21 protein-coding genes are annotated in these 21,356 nt (G+C 59.8%); 6 read left to right on the forward strand and 15 right to left on the reverse strand.

Annotated features, from left to right (window positions below):
- Positions 1-849: 849 nt before the first annotated feature.
- The 4 genes from AC07XF_RS02480 to AC07XF_RS02495 form a co-directional block, all read right to left on the reverse strand.
- Positions 850-990 carry a transposase gene (locus AC07XF_RS02480; RefSeq protein ID WP_495025251.1) on the reverse strand — a complete coding sequence of 47 codons (141 nt, stop codon included), beginning with the start codon at positions 988-990 and terminating at the stop codon, positions 850-852.
- 148 nt (positions 991-1,138) lie between these two features.
- Positions 1,139-1,750, reverse strand: a complete 612-nt coding sequence (locus tag AC07XF_RS02485; RefSeq protein ID WP_495025252.1) for a helix-turn-helix transcriptional regulator — start codon at positions 1,748-1,750, stop codon at positions 1,139-1,141.
- A gap of 19 nt (positions 1,751-1,769) precedes the next feature.
- Positions 1,770-2,396, reverse strand: coding sequence for a hypothetical protein (locus AC07XF_RS02490; RefSeq protein WP_495025284.1), 627 nt, complete (start codon positions 2,394-2,396; stop codon positions 1,770-1,772).
- Between the two features lie 457 nt (positions 2,397-2,853).
- On the reverse strand, positions 2,854-3,642 hold the full coding sequence (locus tag AC07XF_RS02495; protein WP_495025253.1) for an alpha/beta hydrolase: 789 nt from the start codon (positions 3,640-3,642) through the stop codon (positions 2,854-2,856).
- A gap of 129 nt (positions 3,643-3,771) precedes the next feature.
- Between AC07XF_RS02495 and AC07XF_RS02500 the strand changes: the two genes are divergently transcribed.
- Both AC07XF_RS02500 and AC07XF_RS02505 read left to right on the forward strand, forming a co-directional pair.
- Positions 3,772-4,716: an aldo/keto reductase gene (locus tag AC07XF_RS02500; protein ID WP_495025254.1), complete on the forward strand. Its 945-nt coding sequence runs from the start codon at positions 3,772-3,774 to the stop codon at positions 4,714-4,716.
- A 123-nt stretch (positions 4,717-4,839) separates the two neighbouring features.
- Positions 4,840-5,493 carry a peroxiredoxin gene (locus tag AC07XF_RS02505; protein ID WP_495025255.1) on the forward strand — a complete coding sequence of 218 codons (654 nt, stop codon included), beginning with the start codon at positions 4,840-4,842 and terminating at the stop codon, positions 5,491-5,493.
- Positions 5,494-5,636: 143 nt separating this feature from the next.
- On the opposite strand, the gene yghX is transcribed toward AC07XF_RS02505, so the two are convergent.
- The 6 genes from yghX to AC07XF_RS02535 form a co-directional block, all read right to left on the reverse strand.
- Positions 5,637-6,524 (reverse strand): YghX family hydrolase, encoded by an 888-nt coding sequence (gene yghX, locus AC07XF_RS02510; protein WP_495025256.1) that lies wholly within the window; start codon positions 6,522-6,524, stop codon positions 5,637-5,639.
- Positions 6,525-6,672: 148 nt separating this feature from the next.
- Complete coding sequence (locus AC07XF_RS02515; RefSeq protein ID WP_495025257.1) at positions 6,673-7,074, reverse strand: heme-binding protein; 402 nt, start codon at positions 7,072-7,074, stop codon at positions 6,673-6,675.
- 19 nt (positions 7,075-7,093) lie between these two features.
- The gene (gene glcF / locus AC07XF_RS02520) at positions 7,094-8,311 is read right to left on the reverse strand and encodes a glycolate oxidase subunit GlcF (protein ID WP_495025258.1); all 1,218 of its coding nucleotides are present in this window, start codon (positions 8,309-8,311) and stop codon (positions 7,094-7,096) included.
- A gap of 3 nt (positions 8,312-8,314) precedes the next feature.
- Positions 8,315-9,379, reverse strand: a complete 1,065-nt coding sequence (gene glcE / locus AC07XF_RS02525; protein ID WP_495025259.1) for a glycolate oxidase subunit GlcE — start codon at positions 9,377-9,379, stop codon at positions 8,315-8,317.
- Positions 9,379-10,878 (reverse strand): glycolate oxidase subunit GlcD, encoded by a 1,500-nt coding sequence (glcD, locus tag AC07XF_RS02530; RefSeq protein ID WP_495025260.1) that lies wholly within the window; start codon positions 10,876-10,878, stop codon positions 9,379-9,381. Before glcD ends, glcE begins: the two co-directional genes overlap by 1 nt.
- Before the next feature lie 214 nt (positions 10,879-11,092).
- Entirely contained in the window at positions 11,093-12,856 is a 1,764-nt protein-coding gene (locus AC07XF_RS02535; protein ID WP_495025261.1) for an L-lactate permease, read from the reverse strand.
- A 180-nt stretch (positions 12,857-13,036) separates the two neighbouring features.
- On the opposite strand from AC07XF_RS02535, the gene AC07XF_RS02540 reads away from it, so the two are divergent.
- Entirely contained in the window at positions 13,037-13,273 is a 237-nt protein-coding gene (locus AC07XF_RS02540; protein WP_007986442.1) for a hypothetical protein, read from the forward strand.
- Between the two features lie 34 nt (positions 13,274-13,307).
- On the opposite strand, the gene AC07XF_RS02545 is transcribed toward AC07XF_RS02540, so the two are convergent.
- From AC07XF_RS02545 to AC07XF_RS02560, 4 genes are all read right to left on the reverse strand, one after another.
- The gene (locus AC07XF_RS02545; RefSeq protein ID WP_495025262.1) at positions 13,308-13,997 is read right to left on the reverse strand and encodes a DUF2931 family protein; all 690 of its coding nucleotides are present in this window, start codon (positions 13,995-13,997) and stop codon (positions 13,308-13,310) included.
- Between the two features lie 50 nt (positions 13,998-14,047).
- Complete coding sequence (locus AC07XF_RS02550; RefSeq protein ID WP_495025263.1) at positions 14,048-14,737, reverse strand: DUF2931 family protein; 690 nt, start codon at positions 14,735-14,737, stop codon at positions 14,048-14,050.
- The gene (gene tssI / locus AC07XF_RS02555; RefSeq protein ID WP_495025264.1) at positions 14,730-18,170 is read right to left on the reverse strand and encodes a type VI secretion system tip protein TssI/VgrG; all 3,441 of its coding nucleotides are present in this window, start codon (positions 18,168-18,170) and stop codon (positions 14,730-14,732) included. The genes AC07XF_RS02550 and tssI overlap by 8 nt, the downstream gene beginning before the upstream one ends.
- 194 nt (positions 18,171-18,364) lie before the next feature.
- A complete protein-coding gene (locus AC07XF_RS02560; RefSeq protein ID WP_204934924.1) occupies positions 18,365-18,625 on the reverse strand; it encodes a hypothetical protein in 261 nt (86 codons plus the stop codon).
- A 388-nt stretch (positions 18,626-19,013) separates the two neighbouring features.
- On the opposite strand from AC07XF_RS02560, the gene AC07XF_RS02565 reads away from it, so the two are divergent.
- Together AC07XF_RS02565 and AC07XF_RS02570 are read left to right on the forward strand one after the other, a co-directional pair.
- A complete protein-coding gene (locus AC07XF_RS02565; RefSeq protein WP_495025265.1) occupies positions 19,014-20,078 on the forward strand; it encodes a hypothetical protein in 1,065 nt (354 codons plus the stop codon).
- Between the two features lie 18 nt (positions 20,079-20,096).
- The gene (locus AC07XF_RS02570) at positions 20,097-20,450 is read left to right on the forward strand and encodes a DUF1428 domain-containing protein (protein WP_495025266.1); all 354 of its coding nucleotides are present in this window, start codon (positions 20,097-20,099) and stop codon (positions 20,448-20,450) included.
- 14 nt (positions 20,451-20,464) lie between these two features.
- On the opposite strand, the gene AC07XF_RS02575 is transcribed toward AC07XF_RS02570, so the two are convergent.
- Positions 20,465-20,659 carry a hypothetical protein gene (locus AC07XF_RS02575; protein WP_007986425.1) on the reverse strand — a complete coding sequence of 65 codons (195 nt, stop codon included), beginning with the start codon at positions 20,657-20,659 and terminating at the stop codon, positions 20,465-20,467.
- Positions 20,660-20,781: 122 nt separating this feature from the next.
- On the opposite strand from AC07XF_RS02575, the gene thpR reads away from it, so the two are divergent.
- Positions 20,782-21,324 (forward strand): RNA 2',3'-cyclic phosphodiesterase, encoded by a 543-nt coding sequence (thpR, locus tag AC07XF_RS02580; RefSeq protein ID WP_495025267.1) that lies wholly within the window; start codon positions 20,782-20,784, stop codon positions 21,322-21,324.
- Positions 21,325-21,356 lie beyond the last annotated feature (32 nt).

The following is a 21,356-nucleotide window of genomic DNA, read 5'->3' on the forward strand; positions in this document are numbered from 1 at the left end:
TTACAACTGCTCTATGTTTATGGCTCTGGGTAATTCTGACGAGGACGAGTAACTAAGCTGCTTTCCGGGGGTATAGGATCGACAGAAGGACGGGAAACGCCGAAGCAGAAACCATCGAGGAACCGAAACCTGGCCAACATCGTTTCAACGCAGCTGAAAAAATTTCAGAAGATGTTGAAAAACTACGTCGACACGCACGGCTTTCAGGGCTAAAGATGTCCTGACATATCGGTATCCCTCACAGTGATTGTTTTTGTTGTTCCACTGTCGGCGCCTGCCTAGTGGCCGGGACCGTTACTGTCCCCGTGCGGGCGAAGGCGTCAAGCTAACTTGGCGCCATGGGCCGCTGCGGTCATGCAGATAACGCAGGTCCAACTCTATCGGTGATAGTCGCGTGCGCTTAACAGTCTTGTTGAGAACCTGCCTTTCACGGCACGATTTCTCCAGTCGGAATTGAGCAATGACAGTAGTTTGCAGACGGTTATGCAAGGCGTGTTTGCGGAACGTTTACCGTGATCGGAATGTTTTTACATTCTCAATAGCTGCGGCCAAGTGCAAAAAAATAAGTCATAAGTCCCCCCTAAAGGTTTCATAATGCGACCTACAGACCAATTATAATTTTGGATAATCGGACGGGGCGACTCAAAGCATTACTAGTCTATGCCCATAGCGGTCCTCTAGGCAGCCCAGTCGCATGCAATAGCGTTCCTCTATCACATGGACCAAGCGATCATCTCGCATGACTCAGACTGGAGCCACTAATGCGGCAGTAGTTGATCAATTACACTGGCACGCGATCAATCGCCACAAGCTCGTTACGAGTGATAGTTCGCGACGAGACGAACCCGGTCAGTAGAGCGAGAGCCAGCTTTTCATCAGATAAATGCGCAATACGGTCAGCCGCGAATACGGCTTACGACCAGCGCCAACTTTTGGGTAATAAGGCTCGGTCAACTCCAGCGTGCCACTCCAGCGCACAACCTGATCCATCTCGGCGAGGAGCCGATCTCAGCGCGGTTGTTTCCTTTCGGGTATATTCGAAGTCGAAAAGCTCATCTAGCTTATGAAGTGCTCAAGCCAAGTGATAAGGCTGCACTTAAGCACATTCAACGACTTGGTAGAAAAATTTTCTAGAGAATCAGATCCTTCTCAGAGCAAAGCGGCACATCTGCCCGCCGCGAACCATGCATTCACTGTGCTCGATTTCGCCGCCGCCCAGGGTGGAGATCAAGGCCAGGTCTAGTTCGCAGACCACCGGATGGGCTGCGGCCAGGCGGTGGAATATACAGTTGTGGGCCACGATTTGCGCGTCGCCCGCAGAGCGAAAGAACACCTCGGCCTCGTAACCTGCTTCGTTCATGTGCTGAACGATCCTGGTTTCGTCGACGACCTGTTGCTCGCGGTCATGGGCCAGCTTTCGGCCTAGGCTGCGCATCAGCGTGGCCAGCGCCTCGGGTCCGATGATGTCGGCCACTTCATCGATCAGCGCACTGGCCAGCAACTGATATTGGCGAGGGAACTGCTCTTTGGCGTGGTCGGTGAGCCGATACAGCTGCTCCGGCCGTCTTCCGGTCGGCCGGGTCTCGCCGCGCAGCACCAGGTCGTCACGCTCCAGCGCCGCCAAGTGTTGGCGAATCGCTGTGCGCGTGACCGCCAGATGCTCGGCCAACTCGTCAATGCTCATGCCCCCGCCATGGTGCAGCAACGCATTGAGCAAGTCCTGCTGTGTTCGGCCCAATCCTTCCAACATGGTATGCCCTCGCTCGGTTTCAGAACTTGTCGGGGAATTGCTTGACTAGCGCACCGGTCAAGGCGTCGGCCAGCGCCAGGATGTGCACGCGCATCATCGACCAGGTGTTGGCTTCGCCAGCATAGTCATGGGCGGCGAACTCATCGATCTGGGCAATGTGATGGCCGCCGTGGGCGGAAAGCAAGTTCACCAGCGTCGCTTCAGGCAGATTGGGGTTGGCCTTGGCCAGGAACACCGCAATGGCCTTGGCATTGCTGGTCAAATCGGCGACGGCGGTCTGCTTGCCCTTGGCGTCCTTGGCCACCGTGGCATCGCTGTAGTGCTTCACCGCGCCCCAGTGACCAGCCAGCAATTTGAGCAGTTGATCAGCCGCCGGCTGACCATAGAGCGGGGCGATGCTGTTGGCGATTTTGGTGGCATTATCGACCACCTGATCGGCCGCGACTTTGGCCTGCTTCTGATCAGCGGACTGGTTGGCCTGCGCGTAGGTTCTGATCCAGAAAATATGCTCCACCCACAAGTCGCGCAGCGCTAGGCGCGTGGTCAGCGCCGGGCTGTCTGCAGCGGTGGGCGACGGAGCGGCGTGGCTCCAGGCTGGAAGGGCAAGCAAGGCAAGGAACAGGCAGGTAGCGATTTTAGAGTTCATCATGGCACCTCCGTGAATTGGACATATAAAAACAAAGCATCGACGTATGACTTGATTGGTTCAATGAGCTGATCAGCGATGAAGCAGCGCATCCCAAGCCATGGACGACGAATTCGTCGGTCGTATGAAACTGGTCTGTCGTAATTCAGCTTTTAATGAACTGAATTCAATTTCTAATGAATCTCAACGTTCATGACGGCACCCTCTGAGAGTGGGAATGTTCGACAATATCAATATAGGCATAAAAATATGTTTTTATTGAATGGAGGCGAATTCTCGGATGAACGGCCACCGGCAGCGGCGCAGCTGAGCGGGCTCTCAGGGGGAAAGTGCTTTTCTGTGGCGAGGGAGCTTGCTCCCGCTGGACTGCGCAGCAGGCCCTTTTTTGGGGCCGCTACGCGACCCAGCGGGAGCAAGCTCCCTCGCCACAGGTCTCTGGAATGTTCTGGTTTGCTGGCTACAACCCATCCCCCAGCACCTTGAGGTATTCAGGGCTTTCGCTGATCGAGTTATGCCCCGTCCCCGGTATCACCTGCATCGACGCCACGCCCTTGGCGAAATGACTGAAAAGTCGCTCGGTACTTGAGTGCGGAATCACCTCGTCATGCTCGGCCACTATCAATATCGTCGGCACCGTGATGTGTGCGGCGTACTGCCAGGACTGGAATTTATCCTTCAACAACCAGCGCACCGGGAACCAGCGGAACTGTCGGGCGGCGAGCCCTTCGAGGCTGTTGTAGGGTGTGATCAATACCAGCCGTGCCAACGGGCGCTGACTGGCAAGGCGCACGGCAACGCCCGAGCCGAGGCTGCGACCGACCACCGCCACATGCGGATGGGCGGCATAAACCGTGTCGAATAACGTTATGGCATCGCGGGCAATGGCCTCTTCGGAAGGCGTGCCGGAACTCCCGCCATAGCCCCGATAATGCAGCAAATACAGGGCGTAGTCGGGAAAGGCCCGGGAGAACTCGGGCAGGTTGCGCGAGACGTCTTCGGCATTGCCGCCAAAATAAATCAGCGCGTTGGGCCCCTCGTGAGGACGGATAGTGACCAGCACCTGTGCGTCGGCGACAGGCAGTGTGAGCAGCGTCTCGGATGTCCCGACCGCGCGAGGTTGCGGGTAGTAAATAAGTGCCCGTTGAAACACGAACAGCGCGACGCACAGCGCCAGGTACAACGCAGCGACGATGACGATGAGTAACACCAGGGTGCGCGACATTCGACTAACGTTAGGGGGCGGCATTGACTGCTCGGGGTTTGAACGCGGCTATTGCCGGAAGGCTTTCAGAGTGTAGTCAATCGACCTTTGGCGCGGGTTATCCGGATTGTCGGCGCGACGAGCTGAACCCGAGTGACTGGTGAGAAGCGTTTTATGAGCCATCCTGAGGGCTACACCCGTAGAGAAATACTCACGCTGGCTGCCAGTGTTTCGGCGGTCTTCACGTTCGGTCCGGCAGGTGCGCAACCGGCGCCGTCGACGGAAACAGGAGGCAAGACCATGCAGACCCGCGCCATTCCTTCCAGCAACGAGTCCTTGCCGATCGTAGGGTTGGGCACTTATCGCGGATTCGATGTAGAGCCTTCGCAACCGGCCTGCAAAGACTTGCCCGCGGTGCTGGATGCGTTGTTCGACAAGGGTGGCAAGCTCATCGACAGCTCGCCGATGTACGGTCGCGCCGAACAGACCACTGGTGAATTGCTGTCGATCCATGAACCGCGCTCGCCGGCGTTCCTGGCCACCAAGGTGTGGACCCGGGGTCGGGAAGAAGGCATCGCGCAGATGGAACAATCCTTCGCTCTGTTGCAGACCGACCATATCGACCTGATGCAGATCCACAACCTGCTGGACTGGCAGACGCACCTGCCGACCTTGCGTCACTGGAAGGAAAAAGGGCGCATTCGCTACATCGGCATCACCCATTACACCGCCTCGGCCTATGAAGAAGTGGAAGCGGTACTCAAGGCCGAGCCGCTGGATTTTTTACAGATCAACTACGCGCTGGATGATCGCGGCGTCGAGAAACGCCTGCTGCCGTTGTGCCGCGAGCGTGGGGTGGCGGTGATCTGCAACCGGCCGTTCGGCGGTGGTGGCTTGCTGGCCAGGCTGAAGGATAAACCGCTGCCAGGCTGGGCGGCGCAAGTCGGGGTCAAGAGCTGGCCGCAACTGGCGCTGAAGTTCCTGCTGTCGCATTCGGCGGTGACCTGCGTGATTCCGGGCACCGGCAACCCGCGCTACATGGCGGAAAATGCCCGGGCCGGGTTCGGCCCGATGCTGACCGATGCCCAGCGTCAACAACTGATTGCGCTGGTGGGCTAGCGACGTGTTCAACCCGTTCCGGCGAGTCGTCGAACCTCTCCTATACTGATTCGCGTCCATGCCGCAGACAGTGCATTCGCTGTTCTGGCGGCGTCCCTGTCCATCACTGCAAGGAGATCGAACATGGCAATCCGCATTGGCGACGAAGCACCGGATTTCACCGCCGACACCACCGAAGGCACCCTCAATTTTCACCAATGGATCGGCGATGGATGGGCCATCCTGTTTTCCCATCCAAAGGATTTCACCCCGGTATGCACCACCGAACTGGGCTACCTGGCCAAACTCAAGCCGGAATTCGACAAGCGCAACACCAAGGTCATCGGGCTCAGCGTCGACCCGGTCAGTGACCACAACCGTTGGGTTGGTGACATCGCCGAGACCCAGGGCGCGGCGGTCAACTATCCGCTGATCGGCGACGAAAACCTGGTGGTGGCCAAGCTCTACGACATGATCCACCCCAATGCCAGTGGCGGCGCGCGCACAGCGGTGGACAACGCCACGGTGCGTTCGGTGTTCATTGTCGGTCCGGACAAGAAGGTCAAGGCCATGCTGATCTACCCGATGAGCGCCGGGCGCAACTTTGACGAAGTGCTGCGTCTGCTCGATTCCCTGCAACTGAATGCCAGGCACACCGTCGCCACACCAGTGAACTGGCGGCCGGGTGAGGATGTGATCATCCCGACCTCGGTGTCTGACGAAGACGCGAAGAAGAAATACCCGGACGGCTTCAAGACCTTGAAGCCGTATCTGCGCACCGTGGCTCAGCCGAAGTAGTTAGCAGCAGTAATACCGCTTTCGCGAGCAAGCCCGCTCCCACATTGGATCTTTGTCGTACACAGATTTTGTGTCCACTTGAGATCCCTGTGGGAGCGGGCTTGCTCGCGAAGAGGCCAACCCTGCTGGCCTCGGACTTCAATTCAAGCCAGATACTTGCGAAACCACCCCAACGTCCGCTCCCACGCCAGCTTGGCCGCCGCCTCGTCGTAGCGTGGTGTGGAGTCGTTGTGGAATCCATGATTGCAGCCCGGATAAATGTAGGCCTCATACGTCTTGCCCCCGGCCTTCAGGGCTTTCTCATAGGCCGGCCAGCCTTCGTTGATCCGCGTATCCAGTTCGCCGTAGTGCAGCATCACCGGTGCCTTGATCCGGGGCACTTCCTCAGCCGCTGGCTGACGGCCATAAAACGACACGGCGGCACCCAGTTCCGGATAGGCCACCGCGGCTGCATTGGTCACGCCACCGCCGTAGCAGAACCCGGTGATGCCGACTTTTCCACTGGCGGCAGGGTGTTTCATCATCCACTCGACGGCGGCGAAAAAGTCGTTCATGAGCTTTTCCGGGTCGACCGTGGCCTGAAGCTCGCGGCCCTTGTCGTCATTGCCGGGATAACCGCCGACCGAAGTCAGGCCATCCGGGGCGAGGGCAATGAAACCGGCCTTGGCCAAACGCCGGGCCACGACTTCGATGTACGGGTTGAGCCCGCGGTTCTCGTGCACGACCACCACCGCCGGCACCTTGCCGGTGGCCTTGGCCGGGCGCACCAGATAACCGCGAACCTGGCCATGGCCCTTGGGCGAAGGGTAGGTGATGTACTCGGCAACAATGTCCGGATCGGTGAACTCGACCTGCTCGGCCAGCGCGTAGTTGGGGCTTAGCGCCGCGAGCAGGGCTCCAGCCGTCAATCCTGCGAAGGTAAACAACGCTGCACGGTCGAGAAACTCCCGGCGATCAATCTTGCCGTGGGCGTAGTAGTCGTACAGCTCCAGCAGTTCCGGGGCAAAGTCTTTGGCAGTTAGACGGGTCATTGCTGCAACTCCTCTCTGCTGGTCTAACACGGACCCTGTGGGAGCGGGCTTGCTCGCGAATGCGGTGTGTCAGACACATGGATGTCGGATGTGCCGCCGCATTCGCGAGCAAGCCCGCTCCCACAGGGGGAAAGGTGATGCCAAAATTTCATTTCACGCACTGCGCCCCAGCCTTCGCCACCTGCGCATCCTGCTCAGGCTTGACGCCCGACACGCCGACAGCGCCTATCACCTGGCCATCGAAAATAATCGGTACGCCGCCTTCCAGCGAAGTCAGCAACGGAGCTGACAGAAAAGCGTAGCGTCCACCGTTGACCATGTCCTCATAGCTTTTCGATTCGCGCCGCCCGAGGGCTGAGGTGCGCGCCTTTTCGGTGGCGATGTAGGCACTGCCGGGCGCGCAGCCGTCGAGGCGTTCGAGGGCCAGCGGGTGGCCGCCGTCATCGACCACCACGATGGTCACGGCCCATTGATTGGCCTGTGCTTCGGCGCGGGCGGCGGTGAGGATCTGGCCGACTTCGGTCTGGCTCAGGACGGCTTTGCGGTTCATGGGCATCTCCAGCGTTCAGTTAAGGCAGGGCGGCTTCGACCAGTTCGATCCAGTGCCGTACCGGGGTTCGGCCCGCGCCGTCGAGGTGCGCCTGGCAGCCGATGTTGGCCGTGACTATGACCTCGGGATGGCCGCTTTCCAGGGCGTTGAGCTTGTTGTCGCGCAGTTGTCGCGACAGTTCGGGCTGGGTCAGCGAATAGGTGCCCGCCGAGCCGCAGCACAGGTGCCCGTCGGGTACGGACGTCAGGGTGAAACCGAACCTGGTCAGCAGCGCGTCCACGGCACCGCCGAGTTTCTGTCCGTGTTGCAAGGTGCAAGGGCAATGGAAGGCCAGGCGCTGCGAGGCATGGATGCCGAGCTTTTCCAGTGGTTCGTCGCGCAACACCTCCACCAGATCCCGGGCCAGCGCACTGACCTTTTTGGCCTTGTCGGCATAGGCCGGGTCGTTGCCCAGCAAATGCCCGTAGTCCTTGATGAAGGCGCCGCAACCGCTGGCAGTCTGCACAATCGCTTCGGCGCCTTTTTCGATGCCCGGCCACCACGCGTCGATGTTGCGCCGCGCACGATCGAGGCCGGCGGCCTGGGCGTCCAGGTGGTAGTCCACGGCGCCGCAGCAACCGGCTTCGCGGGTCGCGATGACGCTGATCCCCAACCGGTCCAGCACCCGCGCCGCTGCAGCATTGGTGTTGGGTGACAGGCTGGGCTGTACGCAGCCTTCGAGCATCAGCACCTGACGCTCGCGCAAGGTCGTGGGCCGAGGCTTGGCCGGGTAGACGCTGCGCGGCAACTTGCTTTGCAGGCTGCCGGGCAACAGCGCGCGGAACACCTGACCGCTATTGATCAAACCCTTGAACACATCGGGATGCGGCACGGTCTGACGCAACCCTTCGCGCAACAGGCGCTGACCGAGTGGGCGCGGCACCGCCGCATCGACCACCGCCCGACCGATGTCCAGCAGGTTGTGGTAATCGACGCCCGACGGGCAGGTGGTTTCGCAGTTGCGACACGACAGGCAGCGGTCGAGGTGCTGTTGGGTCTTTTGCGTGACTTCGTTGCCTTCCAGCACTTGCTTGATCAGGTAGATGCGACCCCGTGGTCCGTCCAGTTCATCGCCGAGCAGTTGATAGGTCGGGCATGTGGCATTGCAAAACCCGCAGTGCACGCAGGTGCGCAGGATGCTTTCGGCTTCTGCGGCACGAGGCAGTTGGCTGGCGCTTTCGCTCAAGGTCGTCTGCATGGTTCAAAGCTCCGCGTACAGCCGTCCGGGGTTGAAAATGCCCCGTGGATCGAGTTGTTGTTTCAGGCTGCGGTGATAACGCATCAGGGCCGGGGACAGTGGCTGGAACGGGGTGTCAGTCAAGCCGTGGCTGAAGCAGGTGGCATGGCCGCCGACCTCATCGACGACCTTGCGGATGAACGCCGTGTCGGCATCGGATTTCAACCAGCGCTGGGCGCCACTCCAGTCAATCAATTGGCGACCCGGCAGCGACAGGGGCGGCGTGTTGTGCGGCAGTGACAGGCGCCAAAGCGGCTGGTCCTCATCGAAGAAACTCAAGCGTTGTTCGTTGAGATCTTCCCAGTATGAAGCGTCCAGCCGTTCGCCACCGAGGCGCTCATGGGCCGCCGCCACTGAACCTTCACCGCCCTCAAGGCGCAGGTGCAGGCGTGTGCCGTCGTGACAGGCCGCGCTGATCGGCAGCGGCTGCTGGCCCCACTCCGCCAGGCGCTGCAAGGCGCGTTCAGGGTCCATTTCCTGGCTGATGCTCAAGGCTTGCCGGGGTTTGGGCAGCACTTTGAGGGAGACTTCGGTGATCAGCCCAAGGCAACCATAACTGCCGGTCATCAGCCGCGACAGGTCGTAGCCGGCAACGTTTTTCATCACCTCGCCACCGAAGCGCAACAGCTTGCCCTGGCCAGTGATAACCCGCGTGCCGAGAACGAAATCCCGCACCGACCCGGCCCACGGGCGCCGAGGCCCGGACAACCCGCAGGCGATCATGCCGCCGACAGTGGCGCCGTCGCCAAAGGCCGGCGGCTCGCATGGCAGCATCTGTTGCGCGGCGTCCAGCACTTGCGTCAGCTCCGACAACAGCGTGCCGCAACGGGCGGTGATCACCAGTTCGGTCGGGTCGTAACTGACGATGCCACGGTGCGAGCGGGTATCGAGAATTTCCCCGGCCGTGGTGCGGCCGAGAAAGGCTTTGCTGTTGGAACCCTGGATGCGCAACGGCGTGGCGTTTTCCAGCGCCTGATTGACTTGTTCCAGCAGTGACTGGCTGTCATCGAAATCTTTAGGGCTGCCCATCAGAAACGCTCCAGCTCGGGGAAGGGCAATTGACCGCCATGTATGTGCATGGCACCGAACTCGGCGCAGCGGTGCAGGGTCGGAATGTTCTTGCCGGGGTTGAGCAGGCCGCTCGGGTCGAAGGCGGCTTTGATGGCATGGAACAGGGTCAGCTCATCGCTGTTGAACTGCGCGCACATCTGGTTGATCTTCTCGCGGCCCACGCCGTGTTCACCGGTGATGCTGCCGCCGACTTTCACGCACAACTCCAGAATCTTGCCGCCCAAGGCTTCGGCGCGATCGAGTTCACCGGGTTGATTGGCATCGAACAGAATCAGCGGATGCATGTTGCCGTCGCCGGCATGGAACACGTTGGCCACCCGCAGGCCGTATTCGTTCGAAAGCTCGGCGATGGCGTGCAGCACGCCGGGCAGCTCGCGACGGGGGATGGTGCCGTCCATGCAGTAATAGTCCGGCGAGAGGCGGCCCACCGCCGGGAAGGCATTCTTGCGCCCGGCCCAGAAAAGCACGCGCTCGGCTTCGTCCTTTGCCTGACGCAATTCAATCGCGCCGGCCTGTTGCAGGACCTGGCGCACCCGGTCGCAGTCATCAACGACATCGGCTTCGACGCCATCGAGTTCGCACAGCAGAATGGCTTGCGCATCCACCGGATAACCGGCGTGGATGAAGTCCTCGGCGGCGCGGATGGCCAGGTTGTCCATCATCTCCAGGCCTCCGGGGATGATGCCGGCGGCAATGATGTCGCCGACGGCACGCCCGGCTTTTTCCACGGAATCGAACGCCGCCAGCAGCACTTTGGCGGTCTGGGGCTTGGGCAGCAGCTTGACCGTGACCTCGGTAATCACCCCGAGCAGGCCTTCGGAGCCGGTGAACAGCGCCAGCAGGTCGAAACCGGGAGAGTCGAGGGCGTTGGAGCCCAGGCTCAAATGCTCGCCGTCGACGGTGAGGATGTCGACCTTGAGCACGTTGTGCACGGTCAGGCCGTACTTCAGGCAGTGTACGCCACCGGCATTTTCCGCCACGTTGCCACCGATGGAACAGGCGATTTGCGAGGACGGATCCGGCGCGTAGTACAGGCCGAACGGTGCGGCGGCCTGGGAAATCGCCAGATTGCGCACACCGGGCTGAACCCGTGCAGTACGGGCGGCGGGGTCGATACTCAGGATGTGGTTGAAGCGCGCCATCACCAGCAGCACGCCTTTCTCCAGGGGCAGCGCACCGCCGGACAACCCGGTGCCCGCGCCTCGGGCTACAACGGGAACGCGCAGCTCATGACAGAGGCGCAGCACGCCTTGTACTTCGTCAAGGTGCCGGGGCAACACCACCAGCATCGGGGTGGTGCGATAGGCCGACAGTCCATCGCATTCGTAGGGCCTTAGTTCCTCTTGCTGATGCAGGATTTCAAGGTCCGGCAACCGGGATTTCAGGGCCTGCAACAGCGCGTGTCTGTCGACGTCGGGCAAGGCGCCGTCAACGCGTTCATCGTAGAGAATGTTCATCGGTTCGCGATTCTCGCTGGATGCCACTGACTTAAATCATTGGCCTGAGACGGCCGGCTGTCCATGGGATGTTTGTCTGCACGACGGACCATTCATTCAATAAAAACCACTCACCAATGTGGGAGCGGGCTTGCTCGCGAAGAGGGAGTGTCAGTCGAAGACATTGCCGTCTGACACACCGCCTTCGCGAGCAAGCCCGCTCCCACAGTTCGATTTAATGCCCGCCCACCACCATGTGGCTGAACGGCGCGACATAGGCCTGCAACGTCACCAGGCCGCCGACCAGAATCGCCAGCACAATCGAGTGGAAGAACACGTAACGCAGAATTTCCCCTTCATGGCCGTACCAGCGGGTGGCGGTGGAGGCGACCACGATTGACTGGGCGTCGACCATTTTGCCCATGACCCCGCCGGAACTGTTGGCGGCGGCCATCAATACAGGACTGATGCCCAACTGCTCGGACGTTACCCGTTGCAAGCCGCCGAACAGCACGTTGGACGCCGTGTCCGAACCGGTCAACGCCACACCGAGCCAGCCGAGCAGGGTGCCGAACATCGGGTAGAAGATGCCCGTCGCGGCGAAGGCCAGGCCCATGGTGGCGTCCAGGCCCGAGTAGCGCGTGAGGAAGCCCAAGGCGAGCATCGCCGCAATGGTGATCAGCGAGTAGCGCACCACCCACAGGGTTCGCAGGTATTGGCGAATCAGTTGCGGGATCGAATAACCCATCAGCAAGCCGCCGACAATCGCCGCCAGCAGAATGCCGCTGCCGGTGGCGGTGAACCAGGTGAACTTGTACACCGCTTCTTCGGTTTTCGGCGCCGGCACCACGGGCGGGACTTTCTCGACTTGTAAATGCAGCGTGGTAAAGGTCACGACCGGCGCGAACAGCGGGTTCGCCTCGCGCAGTGGTTTGCCCTGGGGATCGAGTTTGGCTGCACTGGTTTGCGGGTCGATGGCAGGGCGGGTGTCGAAAGTGTTTTTGAAGCCCTGGGTGCCCCAGATGAACACGAAAACGGTGAGGATGATCCATGGCATCCACGCCCGCATCACTGCCGGTTTCGCCTCATTGGCGAAGGTTGCAGTCGGTACAGGCTTTTCGTCGTGCTCGGCGTCGATCTTCGAGTTGTCGACCCGGCCGGACAAGGCAGCGGAAGTGTGTACGGTGGCCGGCTTCCACACCCTGAGGAAACCGGTCAGGCAGGCCATGGAAATCAGCGCGGCGATCACATCCACCAGCATCGGCCCGTGATAGTTGGACACCAGGAACTGCGGCACGGCAAAACTGACCCCGGCCACCAGGATCGCCGGCCAGATTTCCAGCATCTTGCGCCATCCGGCAAAAGCCCAGATCAGCCAGAACGGCACCAGCACCGAGAAGAATGGCAACTGCCGGCCGACCATCATCGACAGCTCCATTTCATCCAGCCCGGTCACCTTGGCCAGGGTGATGATCGGCGTGCCGAGGGCACCGAACGCCACGGGAGCAGTGTTGGCGATCAACGCCAGCCCCGAAGCGGCCAGCGGCGAAAAACCCAGCCCGATCAGAATCGCCCCGGTCACCGCCACCGGCGTGCCGAAGCCGGCCGCGCCTTCGAAAAACGCACCGAAGCAGAAGGCAATCAGCAGCAATTGCAGGCGCCGGTCATCGGTGATGCGCGCCAGGGAGTCTTGCAACACTTTGAACGAGCCGTTCTCGGTGGTCAGGCGGTGCAGGAAGATGATGTTCAACACAATCCAGCCAATCGGCAGCAGGCCGTTGGCCGCCCCGAACAACGCCGCCGAACCGGCCATGTTCGCCGGCATGCCGAAGGCGAAGATCGCGATCAACAAGGCCGAGCTCAGGGCAAGCAATGCCGCCAGATGCGCCTTGACATGAAAGAACGCCAGGGATGCCAGCATCACCACCACCGGTACGGCGGCCATGAGGGTTGAAAGCACCGGGTTACCGAACGGATCGTAGACTTGCTGCCAGACCATGTTCCACCTCTGCTTTTTATTGTTGGACGTGCAGACCCCTTGTGGGGGAGGTGGCCTTCAGTATAGGTGGCATTGCGCCGCTGTCAGGCCAGGCCTTCGGTCCAACCGGCCGGCGCGTTTCAGGGGGCTGAGCTAGCATGGCCAGTAGGGTTTGAATCCAGTCAGGGGAGGAATGCAGTCATGACCGAGCGCCATCTGGAGCACAAGGAAACGCTATCGAACGGATGCAATATCAAAGTCAAAGCCGAGATATTGAAAGACGGTTCGTTGGGCATGTTCATCGGTGTCTATCGTCCGGACGGCAGCGTCATCAATGAAAACCACGATCCACGGCCGCACATGATGGACATGGAAGCGGCAATGGATTGGGGGATCGATATTGCGAAGGGGATTGGCAACAGTCAGCGATCGTTGTGAGCTGTGTTGTGAAAAGCCCCGGCCATGTTGCGAGTTACCAGGAACCGTAGGGAATGCCGAATTTGTCGATGTAGGCTTTGGACTCTTCTGTCAGCGGTCGATGCTTGCCGCCTGAATGGCCGCCATAGGGGCCTTCGGGATTGATCGTGCCTTGCACGCGGGTGACTTCAATGGCCGAGAGGCAAGGCCCTCTGACCCATACTTTTGCGATACCGCCCGGAGCCAAGCCCACGACCAGTAGGTTTCGGTAATCCGTTATCCATTTACCGTCCGCGCCGCAATAGGCTCGTTCACCTTTAAGCATGATGGCGCGAGCCGACTCGGGAATTTCGATGTAAGCCTCGTAGGTTTGTGGTTCGGCCATAGATTGCCAGCGAACGTAGACCAGACGAGGAAGGTCGGCTCCTAGGACGCGCTTGCCTTTGCCCCCGACATCCTTGCGCCATCCTTTAGGGTTGCCTTTGAATTCGGTCGGTATGCCTTTGCTGAATGCGCGGGGGTATCCCATGGCGGGTATGCCGCTACCGGCATGACGGTACAGGTAGTCATTGATATCAACGGCATCGGCCGTTTCAATCCAGACTTCCATGTAGTGGGGGGCAAAAAACGACAGGGTCCAGGCGTCGTAGGGTAGTGAGCGACGTTCAGCAAGTGCACAACCCGTTAACACCAGCGCGAATAAACCGATCGCTGTGGCTCGAAGGAGTGTTGTTTGTTTAAACATTGGGATGCACTACTCGTTCATGGTTGTCGGTGGATTGCGTTTCCTCATGGTTACCAGGACCCGTAGGGAATGCCGAATTTGTCGATGTAGGCTTTGGACTCATCCGACAGAAAGTAGTACTCACCTCCCGTCTGACCTCTATAAGGGCCTTCGGGATTGATCGTGCCTTGCACGCGGGTGACTTCAATGGCCGACAGGCAAGGGCCTCTGACCCATACTTTGGCGATACCTCCCGGAGCCAAGCCCACGACCAGTAGGTTTCGGTAATCCGTTATCCATTTACCGTCTGCGCGACAGAACGCCTGTTCCCCCCTCCGCATGATTGTGCGAGCCGATTCGGGAATCTCGATGTAGACCTCGTAAGTCTGCGGTTCGGCCAATGACTGCCAGCGGACGTAAATGAGCCGGGGAAGATCAGCACCGGTAACGTACCTGCCACTTCCCCCAGGATTTTCTGGCCATCCTTTTGGTTTACCTTTGAACTCTTTCGGTACGCCTTTGCTGAACGCCGTTGGATAGCCTGTAGTAACGCCGCCGCTTCCGGCCCCTCGAAACACATAGTCATTGATATCGACCACGTCAGCCGTTTCTATCCAGGCTTCCATATACGGACGACCAAAAAAATTAAGGGACCAGGCGTCATAGGGAAAAGAACGGCGCTCAGACAGCGCGCAGCCAGCCATCAGCAGTACAAGTAAGCCTGCCACTGCAGTTCTAGGCATCATTGATCGTTTAAACATTCGGATGCACCACCCTCTTATCGTTGTCGGTAGGTCGATTGATAAAGACGATGTTTAGATCGCTGGTGTTGAAACCTGTGGCGGCATTCCAGTTAGCAGACTGATGGATATAACGCTGATGGAGCAAAACGTATTCATCCGTGCTAAAGGCTATTGTGAGTGTTTCACCGAGGGCATAAGCCATCAGTTTTTTTGCAATGGTTTGCAGCTCTTCAGGTAATGACAGTCTGGGGTCGTTCTCCTTGATCGGGCGCAGTGGTGCGCCATTTCTGGCGGCCAGTTCCCGCATGATGCGCAGGTAAATCAAAGCCAGTTCGTTGCGCACCTCGCGCTCACAACTGACGGAGGTATACACGTGTTTCCACTCGTATTTATCTTTTCCCCGGGTCGCATATTCTCGCTCCCAGGTGCGTATCCGTAGCGGCAGGCTGTACCAGGTCAGTCCATGAATTCGTTCCAGTTGAGTCTGCGTCGTGAAGTAACTGGCGGTTTGCGTCGCTTGCACATGAAGGCCCACCTCGCTACGCCGGGGTTTACTCAGTAGCACTTTTTCTGTGGCTCGTGGCAGATAGCCGCCGCCAAGGTCCGAATGCACCCCCGGCAACTTGATGTCTGCCTTGCCAGCGCTGTTGAGGGAAAAGTTGTGGCGACATTCATCGTTGGCCACCAGGTGGACGATTTTTTTGGCTAGGGTCGGCGCCAGGTACAAGTTGACGCCAGGATTGATGGCATCATGGACGCTAAAATCACCAGTGGAATAGTCCGCCACGGCGGCGACTGTGTCATAAAGACCGATAAAGTTGATGGCAAGATCGTCTTTGACGCGCCAGTCAAACTTCTCAACAAACAAGGTTGAGTCAGACGGCAGTAGCATCGCCAGTGGGCTCTGCTCTCCTTTCATCAATTCATTGGCAAAGTGTCTAGCGGCGGCAGCTCCTCGACTGAAACCAAAAATATCGAACTCAATCCGCTCAATTTTCAGTTCGGGGTTTACTTCACTTAACAGCCGAATTTTTCCGAGAATGACCGGCGGGCTTTGCTCAACCCGAGCCAGCACGCCGAAAGCCCCAACCCCAGTCGCTTGCGAGTATAGGGAGTCCTTTTCACCACTGCTGGTGCCAATACCTTCCAGGTAAATCCGGAGGGACGCGAATGTCTCTTCAGCCTCAAGCTGCCTGTCGCTGTCATCCTTATAAAGGTCATACAACCGCGCCACATTACTACTGTCATTCCCATAACTATTATCCGGCGCACCACCCTTGCCGTCATACCCGTGATACGCGCAGAACTGGCGAATATCCTCAGCCTGATCCTCCAGCCCCACATCCCTGGCATAACACCCCGCGACTTTTTCGCTGTTGGCGCGGTTGTTCCCGGTGCCGTCAAAAAACACGCCGATCCGCAGGGTAATGCCCTCGATCTCGACTTCTTCTTCCTCTTCCTCCAGCTCATCCTGTGACGTCAGGGGAGCGGGGCACTCGTCCACAGGTGGAACCGTGGGTGCCAACAACCCCGGCAGCAGTCCCGGCATCAGCGTACGAACCGCTGCGCCCGTCACCGGCGCACCACCGACCACGACCTCAGTGCTGCTGAAGAGGCCACCCGGTCCGATCACGAAGTGATGATTGCCGTCCTTCAAGGTCAGGCTGGCGCCGGCCTCGAGCGTAATGTTCGCACCGGCCTTGATGTGAATGTTCTGGGCGTCGAGTACCAGTGTCTGCTCGACACGGGTATGGCTGCTTTCACCAACGTGGAGGTAATCGCCGGCATCCAGCCGGACCTTGCGGTCGCCGCTGACGGTGCGATGTTCTTCCGCGCCCAGCACCGAGATGCTGCGGCCCTTGATGGTTTCCCGGCGTTCGTTGCCCACTTCGAGGCGGCTATCGTGTTCGACCTTGTGTTCCATGTCGCGCTGGGCGCGCAGGTAGATCAACTCCTGGCCGGCACGGTCTTCCAGGTGCAGTTCGTTGAAGCCGCGCCCGCCCGGCGAACTGCGTGAGCGAAACACGCTGCGGGTCTTGTGCTCGGGCAGTTCGTAGGGGGTGGGGTGGGCGCTGTTGGCGAAGCAACCGCTGATGACCGGTTGATCGGGGTCGCCGTGGAGGAAGCTGACCCTGACTTCCATGCCCACCCGGGGCAGGGTCACGCTGCCATGGCGGTCGCCGGCATTGCTCGAGGCAACGCGCAGCCAGCAGCTGCTTTTGTCATCGTGGCGACCTTCGCGGTCCCAATGGAACTGGACCTTGACCCGGCCATGGCGGTCGCAGTAGATCTCTTCGCCTTTGGGGCCGGTGACCACCGCGGTCTGGCTGCCCAGCACGGGTTTTTCATACACCTCTTTCGAGCGGTAACACACATCCCAGGGGGTCACCCAGAAGGTGTTGCGATAACCCTGGGTGAAGCCGGTCGGGGGCTCAATGGCGTCATGGTCGGCATGCTCTTCAAGGACCTGGGGTTGCCACCCCCGGTGGTGAATGCGGTTCAACAGCCACAGATCGTTCCACTCCGGGCACGGATGCTCGGACATCGTCAAAAAGTGCCCGCAGACCAGGGATGGCTGATCGCTGTCGCCCTCGACCTGGCAGTAGTCGACCCGATGTTGTTCCAGCGCGTGTCGCGCCAGAATCTTGCCTCGTTCACCCTGTTTGAAATCGCTGGGGAACTGGTAATCCTCCAGGTCCGGTTGAGCCTTTTCGGCCTGCGGCCGATGCTCGGACTCCAGTCGGATGCCGGATTTTTCAAAGTCGTAGTCACGCCGTGTGGTGCGACTGGTCCGGGCCTCGAAACACAGGGCGAAGCGGTTGATTACCGGTCCTTGGGCGACCATGCCGCTGGCGGGGTGGTAGGGGGTGGGTTGTTCGAGTCGAGGGAAAAAGGTCTGGTCATCACCGAACGCCAGCACATGGCGGTCGCGGCTGTGGCGAAAGTGGTAATGCAGGCCTTCTTCATGGCACAGGCGCTGGATGAACCGCAGGTCGGATTCCTTGTATTGCACGCAATACTCGCGCTTGGGATAGTCGCGACCGAGCTGGAACTGGCAACGGTCGCCGAGAATGCCGTGCTCTTTGAGTAACTGCGTGATGATCTGCGGGACGCTCAGTTGCTGGAAAATACGCTGGTTGATGCGGTGCGCCAGATAAGACAATTGGGGCCGCAGCGTCACGCGATAGCGGCTCAGGCGCCAGCCATGGGCACTCTGTTCAATACGCTGGATCTGCCCGTGGATGCCTTGGCCGTTGTCGCTGAACGAGAGATAAGCCTGCCGGTGCAACAGGCTTTCCAGGTCAGGGATGGGGCGGTCGCTGACGAGATCCAGGTCAAAGGCATAGGGTTGGCTGATGCATTCATCGCCGGTGAACGAGAGGACCTGAAGCGTTTGTTCGAAGTGATCGATGGTGAGGTTGAATCGAGCATTGGCGTTTGCGTCGAACATCCGGTGTTCCTTGTCTTGAGACGTGGCACAGGCTCCAGGACGTTGGTGCAAGACTTGTAAACAGGTCATCCGTGACCCGATCACAACAAACGCCCCGGAGCCGGGTTCAGTGCAACGCTAACAAGACCGCCAATGAATTGATGTCAGACGCTTCCTAAAATGCAGTTACAAAACCTCATGACGCTGGCGAAGGCTCAAAAACCGAACGAACGGGCCGAGCCTTTTGCCAGTTCGACATCCAGCAGATGCTCGACCAGCACGTCGTTCAAAAAGCGAAATTGATCATTGAGCCCGACCACCTCGTTGCTGAAGTGATGATCGGCTGCCGGGATCAGCAACGCCTCGAAATTTTTGTCGAACATTAGAGTCAACTCTTTACGTGACTCGAATTTCTGCGCGTAGAAATTGTTGCCGAACACCGGAAAACGCACGGCGAGGGTGACGGTGTGGATCATGATGTTTGCTCCTCGCTCAAGACATACCAGGCAAACACACCCAACGTGAACGCCGTCAGGGCCAGGCAGGTCAGCAAATGGATCAGCATGATGTTCCCCTCCGATTCAGGGTTTCGTGTTGGCTTGGGATTGATCCTACGCTGACGGCTATCAAGCGGAAGGCAATCGCGGCGATGGTGATTATTGATGCAAGTGATGGTGGTTTTTGTGCTGTCTGCTCTGGCCCCTTCGCGGGCAAGCCCGCTCCCGCAGTTCCGTGGCCAACCGCTTTTCTGTGGGAGCGGGCTTGCCCGCGAAGGCGGCCTCAGGGGCGCCGCGGCCTATACTTGAATCATGGTTTTCGAGTGCTGGGCATTTCGCCCGGTGCCAACTGCAGGAAGCCGCCATCTTGAATCTGCGTTCGCTGATCATTGCCGTGCTGGTGGTGTTGGCGGGGTGTGCCACGCCTGTGCGCGCGCCGGTCCAAGTGGCACCGGTCATCATTCCTGCCAGCACCTGGCAGCAAGTGGACCGAGAGATCGTCGCCGCGTCGCAGGCGGCCACCGAGCAGACCAAAATCTACGCCCGCGGCGCCATGGATTACTGGCGCACACGGGTCTATGAGTTGACCGAAGAGAAATTCATTCCGTGGTTCAGCAACTACTGGACCCAGGAATGGCTGTCGATGAAGGTCAGCTGGTACACCATCAGCGCCAAGGGTGAGCAGGACACCGCGGAAAAACGCCTGGCGGAGTACCTGCTCGAAGCCTATCAGGAGAAGGTCCTGGCCCCGGTGGCAGCGGAAATCGATCCCGATGCGATTCTCGGCCTGTCAGCGAAGTTCTACGTCGACATCCTCAAGGAAGATCTGCAGAAAATCTCCACCCGTCACGGCGTGCCGATGGCCCAGCTCAACGGGCGCATCCAGAAAGTCCCGGCCATCGCCCTCGGGCCACCGCCGGCGCGGGACGCCTCGCTGTACCAGATCGTGCACACCGAACCGCTGAACACATTGCCGGCCTTCGTCGCGCTGGTCGAAAAGGTCCATAAGGCCGGCGGCGACAAGGGTGTGGGCTCGACCGACACCGCGATGGCGCCGGTGGCCAAGCGCGCCAGCCGGCGGATGGAAGCCGAGATGGCCCCGCGCGGGGCCGCCAGCGCCGTGGCTGCAGCGGCCGGGAAACTGGCCGGTGGCTTGATCACGCTAGGGGTGGCGGGCGTTCGTGCACTGATCCAGGCCAATGACCGGCCCGACAGCGAAGCACTGATCCGCAGCAGTCTGGGCAATACCTTCGACAAGGCCTGGATCAAACTGGTGCAAAGCCCGACCAGCGGCGTCATGGCTGGCACGCTTTACATGGCGGCGCAGATCGAAGGCAACCTGGCGGATCGCACTGCACCGTCGGTCGGTTTGAGCGCCGGAACTGTCGATTGGACGCCAGCGCAACCGACTACCCAGAAGAACACCCCATGACCCCAAGGAGAAACGCTCATGTCTTACGTCGGTGGCTTTATCGCTGCCGTACCCACCGCCAACCGCGAGCAATACTTGAAACACGCCGAAATTGCCGCCTCGATCTTCAAGGGAAACGGTGCCTTGAGCGTGGTCGAATGCTGGGGTGAAGATGTGCCGGAAGGTAAGGTCACGTCGTTCCCGATGGCGGTAAAACTCAAGGAAGGCGAAACCGTTGCCTTTGGCTGGATCGTCTGGCCGGACAAGGCCACCCGCAATGCCGGAATGGGCAAGATGATGCAGGACTCGCGCATGAAGCCGGACGTCAATCCGATGCCCTTCGACGGTCAGCGCATGGTCTACGGCGGGTTCGAAATACTCCTCCAGGCCTGACGCCGGACGCGGGATCACTCCGGCGTCGGGGTGATCCTGCAACTCTTGCGCTGCCGGATTTCCTCGTCCGTCGGTCGCTCGCGGATGAACTCGAAGCGCGGCTCGCCTTCGTTGTAATGCACCAGCCAGCCCCATTCCAGCTTGAGCTCATCCTGGCCTGGCTCGGGCGGCGTGGCCCACCATGGCTCTTTGCTGATGATCTGTCGCATGGCCCCCTCCGGTTTTTCGGGATGCTAGAACTATAACGCGCATGCCGGACAGCGCCAGAAATGCGCTGGCCGGCAAGCGGGTGTTGAGTACACTCAGGCAGTCTTCCCAAGAGATGTCCGGTATGAATGACGAATCCCGCGAGCCGTTCAAGCGCCTGTTCTTTGCGCTGAATTGCGCCCCGGCCCAACGCCGGGACATCGCCCAGTGGCGCAGTGCGCTGCAATTGCGCAACGGACGGCCGGTGCCGGCAGAAAACTTTCACCTGACGCTGAAGTTTTTGGGGGCGGTTGGTGTGGCGCAGATCGCCGACATCTGCACCGCTGCGGCATCCATTCGCACACCGGGTGAGCGTTTGACGGTGGTGCTGGATCGGCTGGACGTGTGGCGCAGGGCAGGGGTGCTGGTGCTCGCGCCGATGCAGGCGCCCCCGGCATTGCTGCGTTTGGTGTATGCCCTGGAGCAGGCGATGTTGCCGTTTGGTCCGGAGGAAGCACCAAGGGAATACCGTCCGCACCTGACCCTGGCGCGGGATTACCGGGCACCGGTACCGGAGTCCTCGACCGCACCGGAGTTCTTCCTGCGTGCCGAGCGCTTCACCCTGTTCGAATCCCACAAGGGCCGTTATCGGGCGCTGGCCGAATGGCCGTTGATTGATCCCCAATAAAAAAGGCGCCCGAGGGCGCCAAAATTCACCTG

It is taken from the genome of Pseudomonas sp. GW821-FHT01C01 (assembly GCF_059422645.1).

Coding starts and splice junctions, on each gene's coding strand:
- yghX (WP_495025256.1), bottom strand. CDS start 6,524: ATGACCCGTCTAACTGCCAAAGACTTTGCCCCGGAACTGCTGGAGCTG.
- AC07XF_RS02490 (WP_495025284.1), bottom strand. CDS start 2,396: ATGAACTCTAAAATCGCTACCTGCCTGTTCCTTGCCTTGCTTGCCCTT.
- AC07XF_RS02500 (WP_495025254.1), top strand. CDS start 3,772: ATGAGCCATCCTGAGGGCTACACCCGTAGAGAAATACTCACGCTGGCT.
- AC07XF_RS02480 (WP_495025251.1), bottom strand. CDS start 990: ATGGATCAGGTTGTGCGCTGGAGTGGCACGCTGGAGTTGACCGAGCCT.
- AC07XF_RS02540 (WP_007986442.1), top strand. CDS start 13,037: ATGACCGAGCGCCATCTGGAGCACAAGGAAACGCTATCGAACGGATGC.
- glcF (WP_495025258.1), bottom strand. CDS start 8,311: ATGCAGACGACCTTGAGCGAAAGCGCCAGCCAACTGCCTCGTGCCGCA.
- AC07XF_RS02535 (WP_495025261.1), bottom strand. CDS start 12,856: ATGGTCTGGCAGCAAGTCTACGATCCGTTCGGTAACCCGGTGCTTTCA.
- AC07XF_RS02550 (WP_495025263.1), bottom strand. CDS start 14,737: ATGTTTAAACGATCAATGATGCCTAGAACTGCAGTGGCAGGCTTACTT.
- tssI (WP_495025264.1), bottom strand. CDS start 18,170: ATGTTCGACGCAAACGCCAATGCTCGATTCAACCTCACCATCGATCAC.
- AC07XF_RS02495 (WP_495025253.1), bottom strand. CDS start 3,642: ATGCCGCCCCCTAACGTTAGTCGAATGTCGCGCACCCTGGTGTTACTC.
- AC07XF_RS02515 (WP_495025257.1), bottom strand. CDS start 7,074: ATGAACCGCAAAGCCGTCCTGAGCCAGACCGAAGTCGGCCAGATCCTC.
- AC07XF_RS02560 (WP_204934924.1), bottom strand. CDS start 18,625: ATGATCCACACCGTCACCCTCGCCGTGCGTTTTCCGGTGTTCGGCAAC.
- AC07XF_RS02485 (WP_495025252.1), bottom strand. CDS start 1,750: ATGTTGGAAGGATTGGGCCGAACACAGCAGGACTTGCTCAATGCGTTG.
- thpR (WP_495025267.1), top strand. CDS start 20,782: ATGAATGACGAATCCCGCGAGCCGTTCAAGCGCCTGTTCTTTGCGCTG.
- glcE (WP_495025259.1), bottom strand. CDS start 9,379: ATGGGCAGCCCTAAAGATTTCGATGACAGCCAGTCACTGCTGGAACAA.
- glcD (WP_495025260.1), bottom strand. CDS start 10,878: ATGAACATTCTCTACGATGAACGCGTTGACGGCGCCTTGCCCGACGTC.
- AC07XF_RS02570 (WP_495025266.1), top strand. CDS start 20,097: ATGTCTTACGTCGGTGGCTTTATCGCTGCCGTACCCACCGCCAACCGC.
- AC07XF_RS02505 (WP_495025255.1), top strand. CDS start 4,840: ATGGCAATCCGCATTGGCGACGAAGCACCGGATTTCACCGCCGACACC.
- AC07XF_RS02545 (WP_495025262.1), bottom strand. CDS start 13,997: ATGTTTAAACAAACAACACTCCTTCGAGCCACAGCGATCGGTTTATTC.
- AC07XF_RS02575 (WP_007986425.1), bottom strand. CDS start 20,659: ATGCGACAGATCATCAGCAAAGAGCCATGGTGGGCCACGCCGCCCGAG.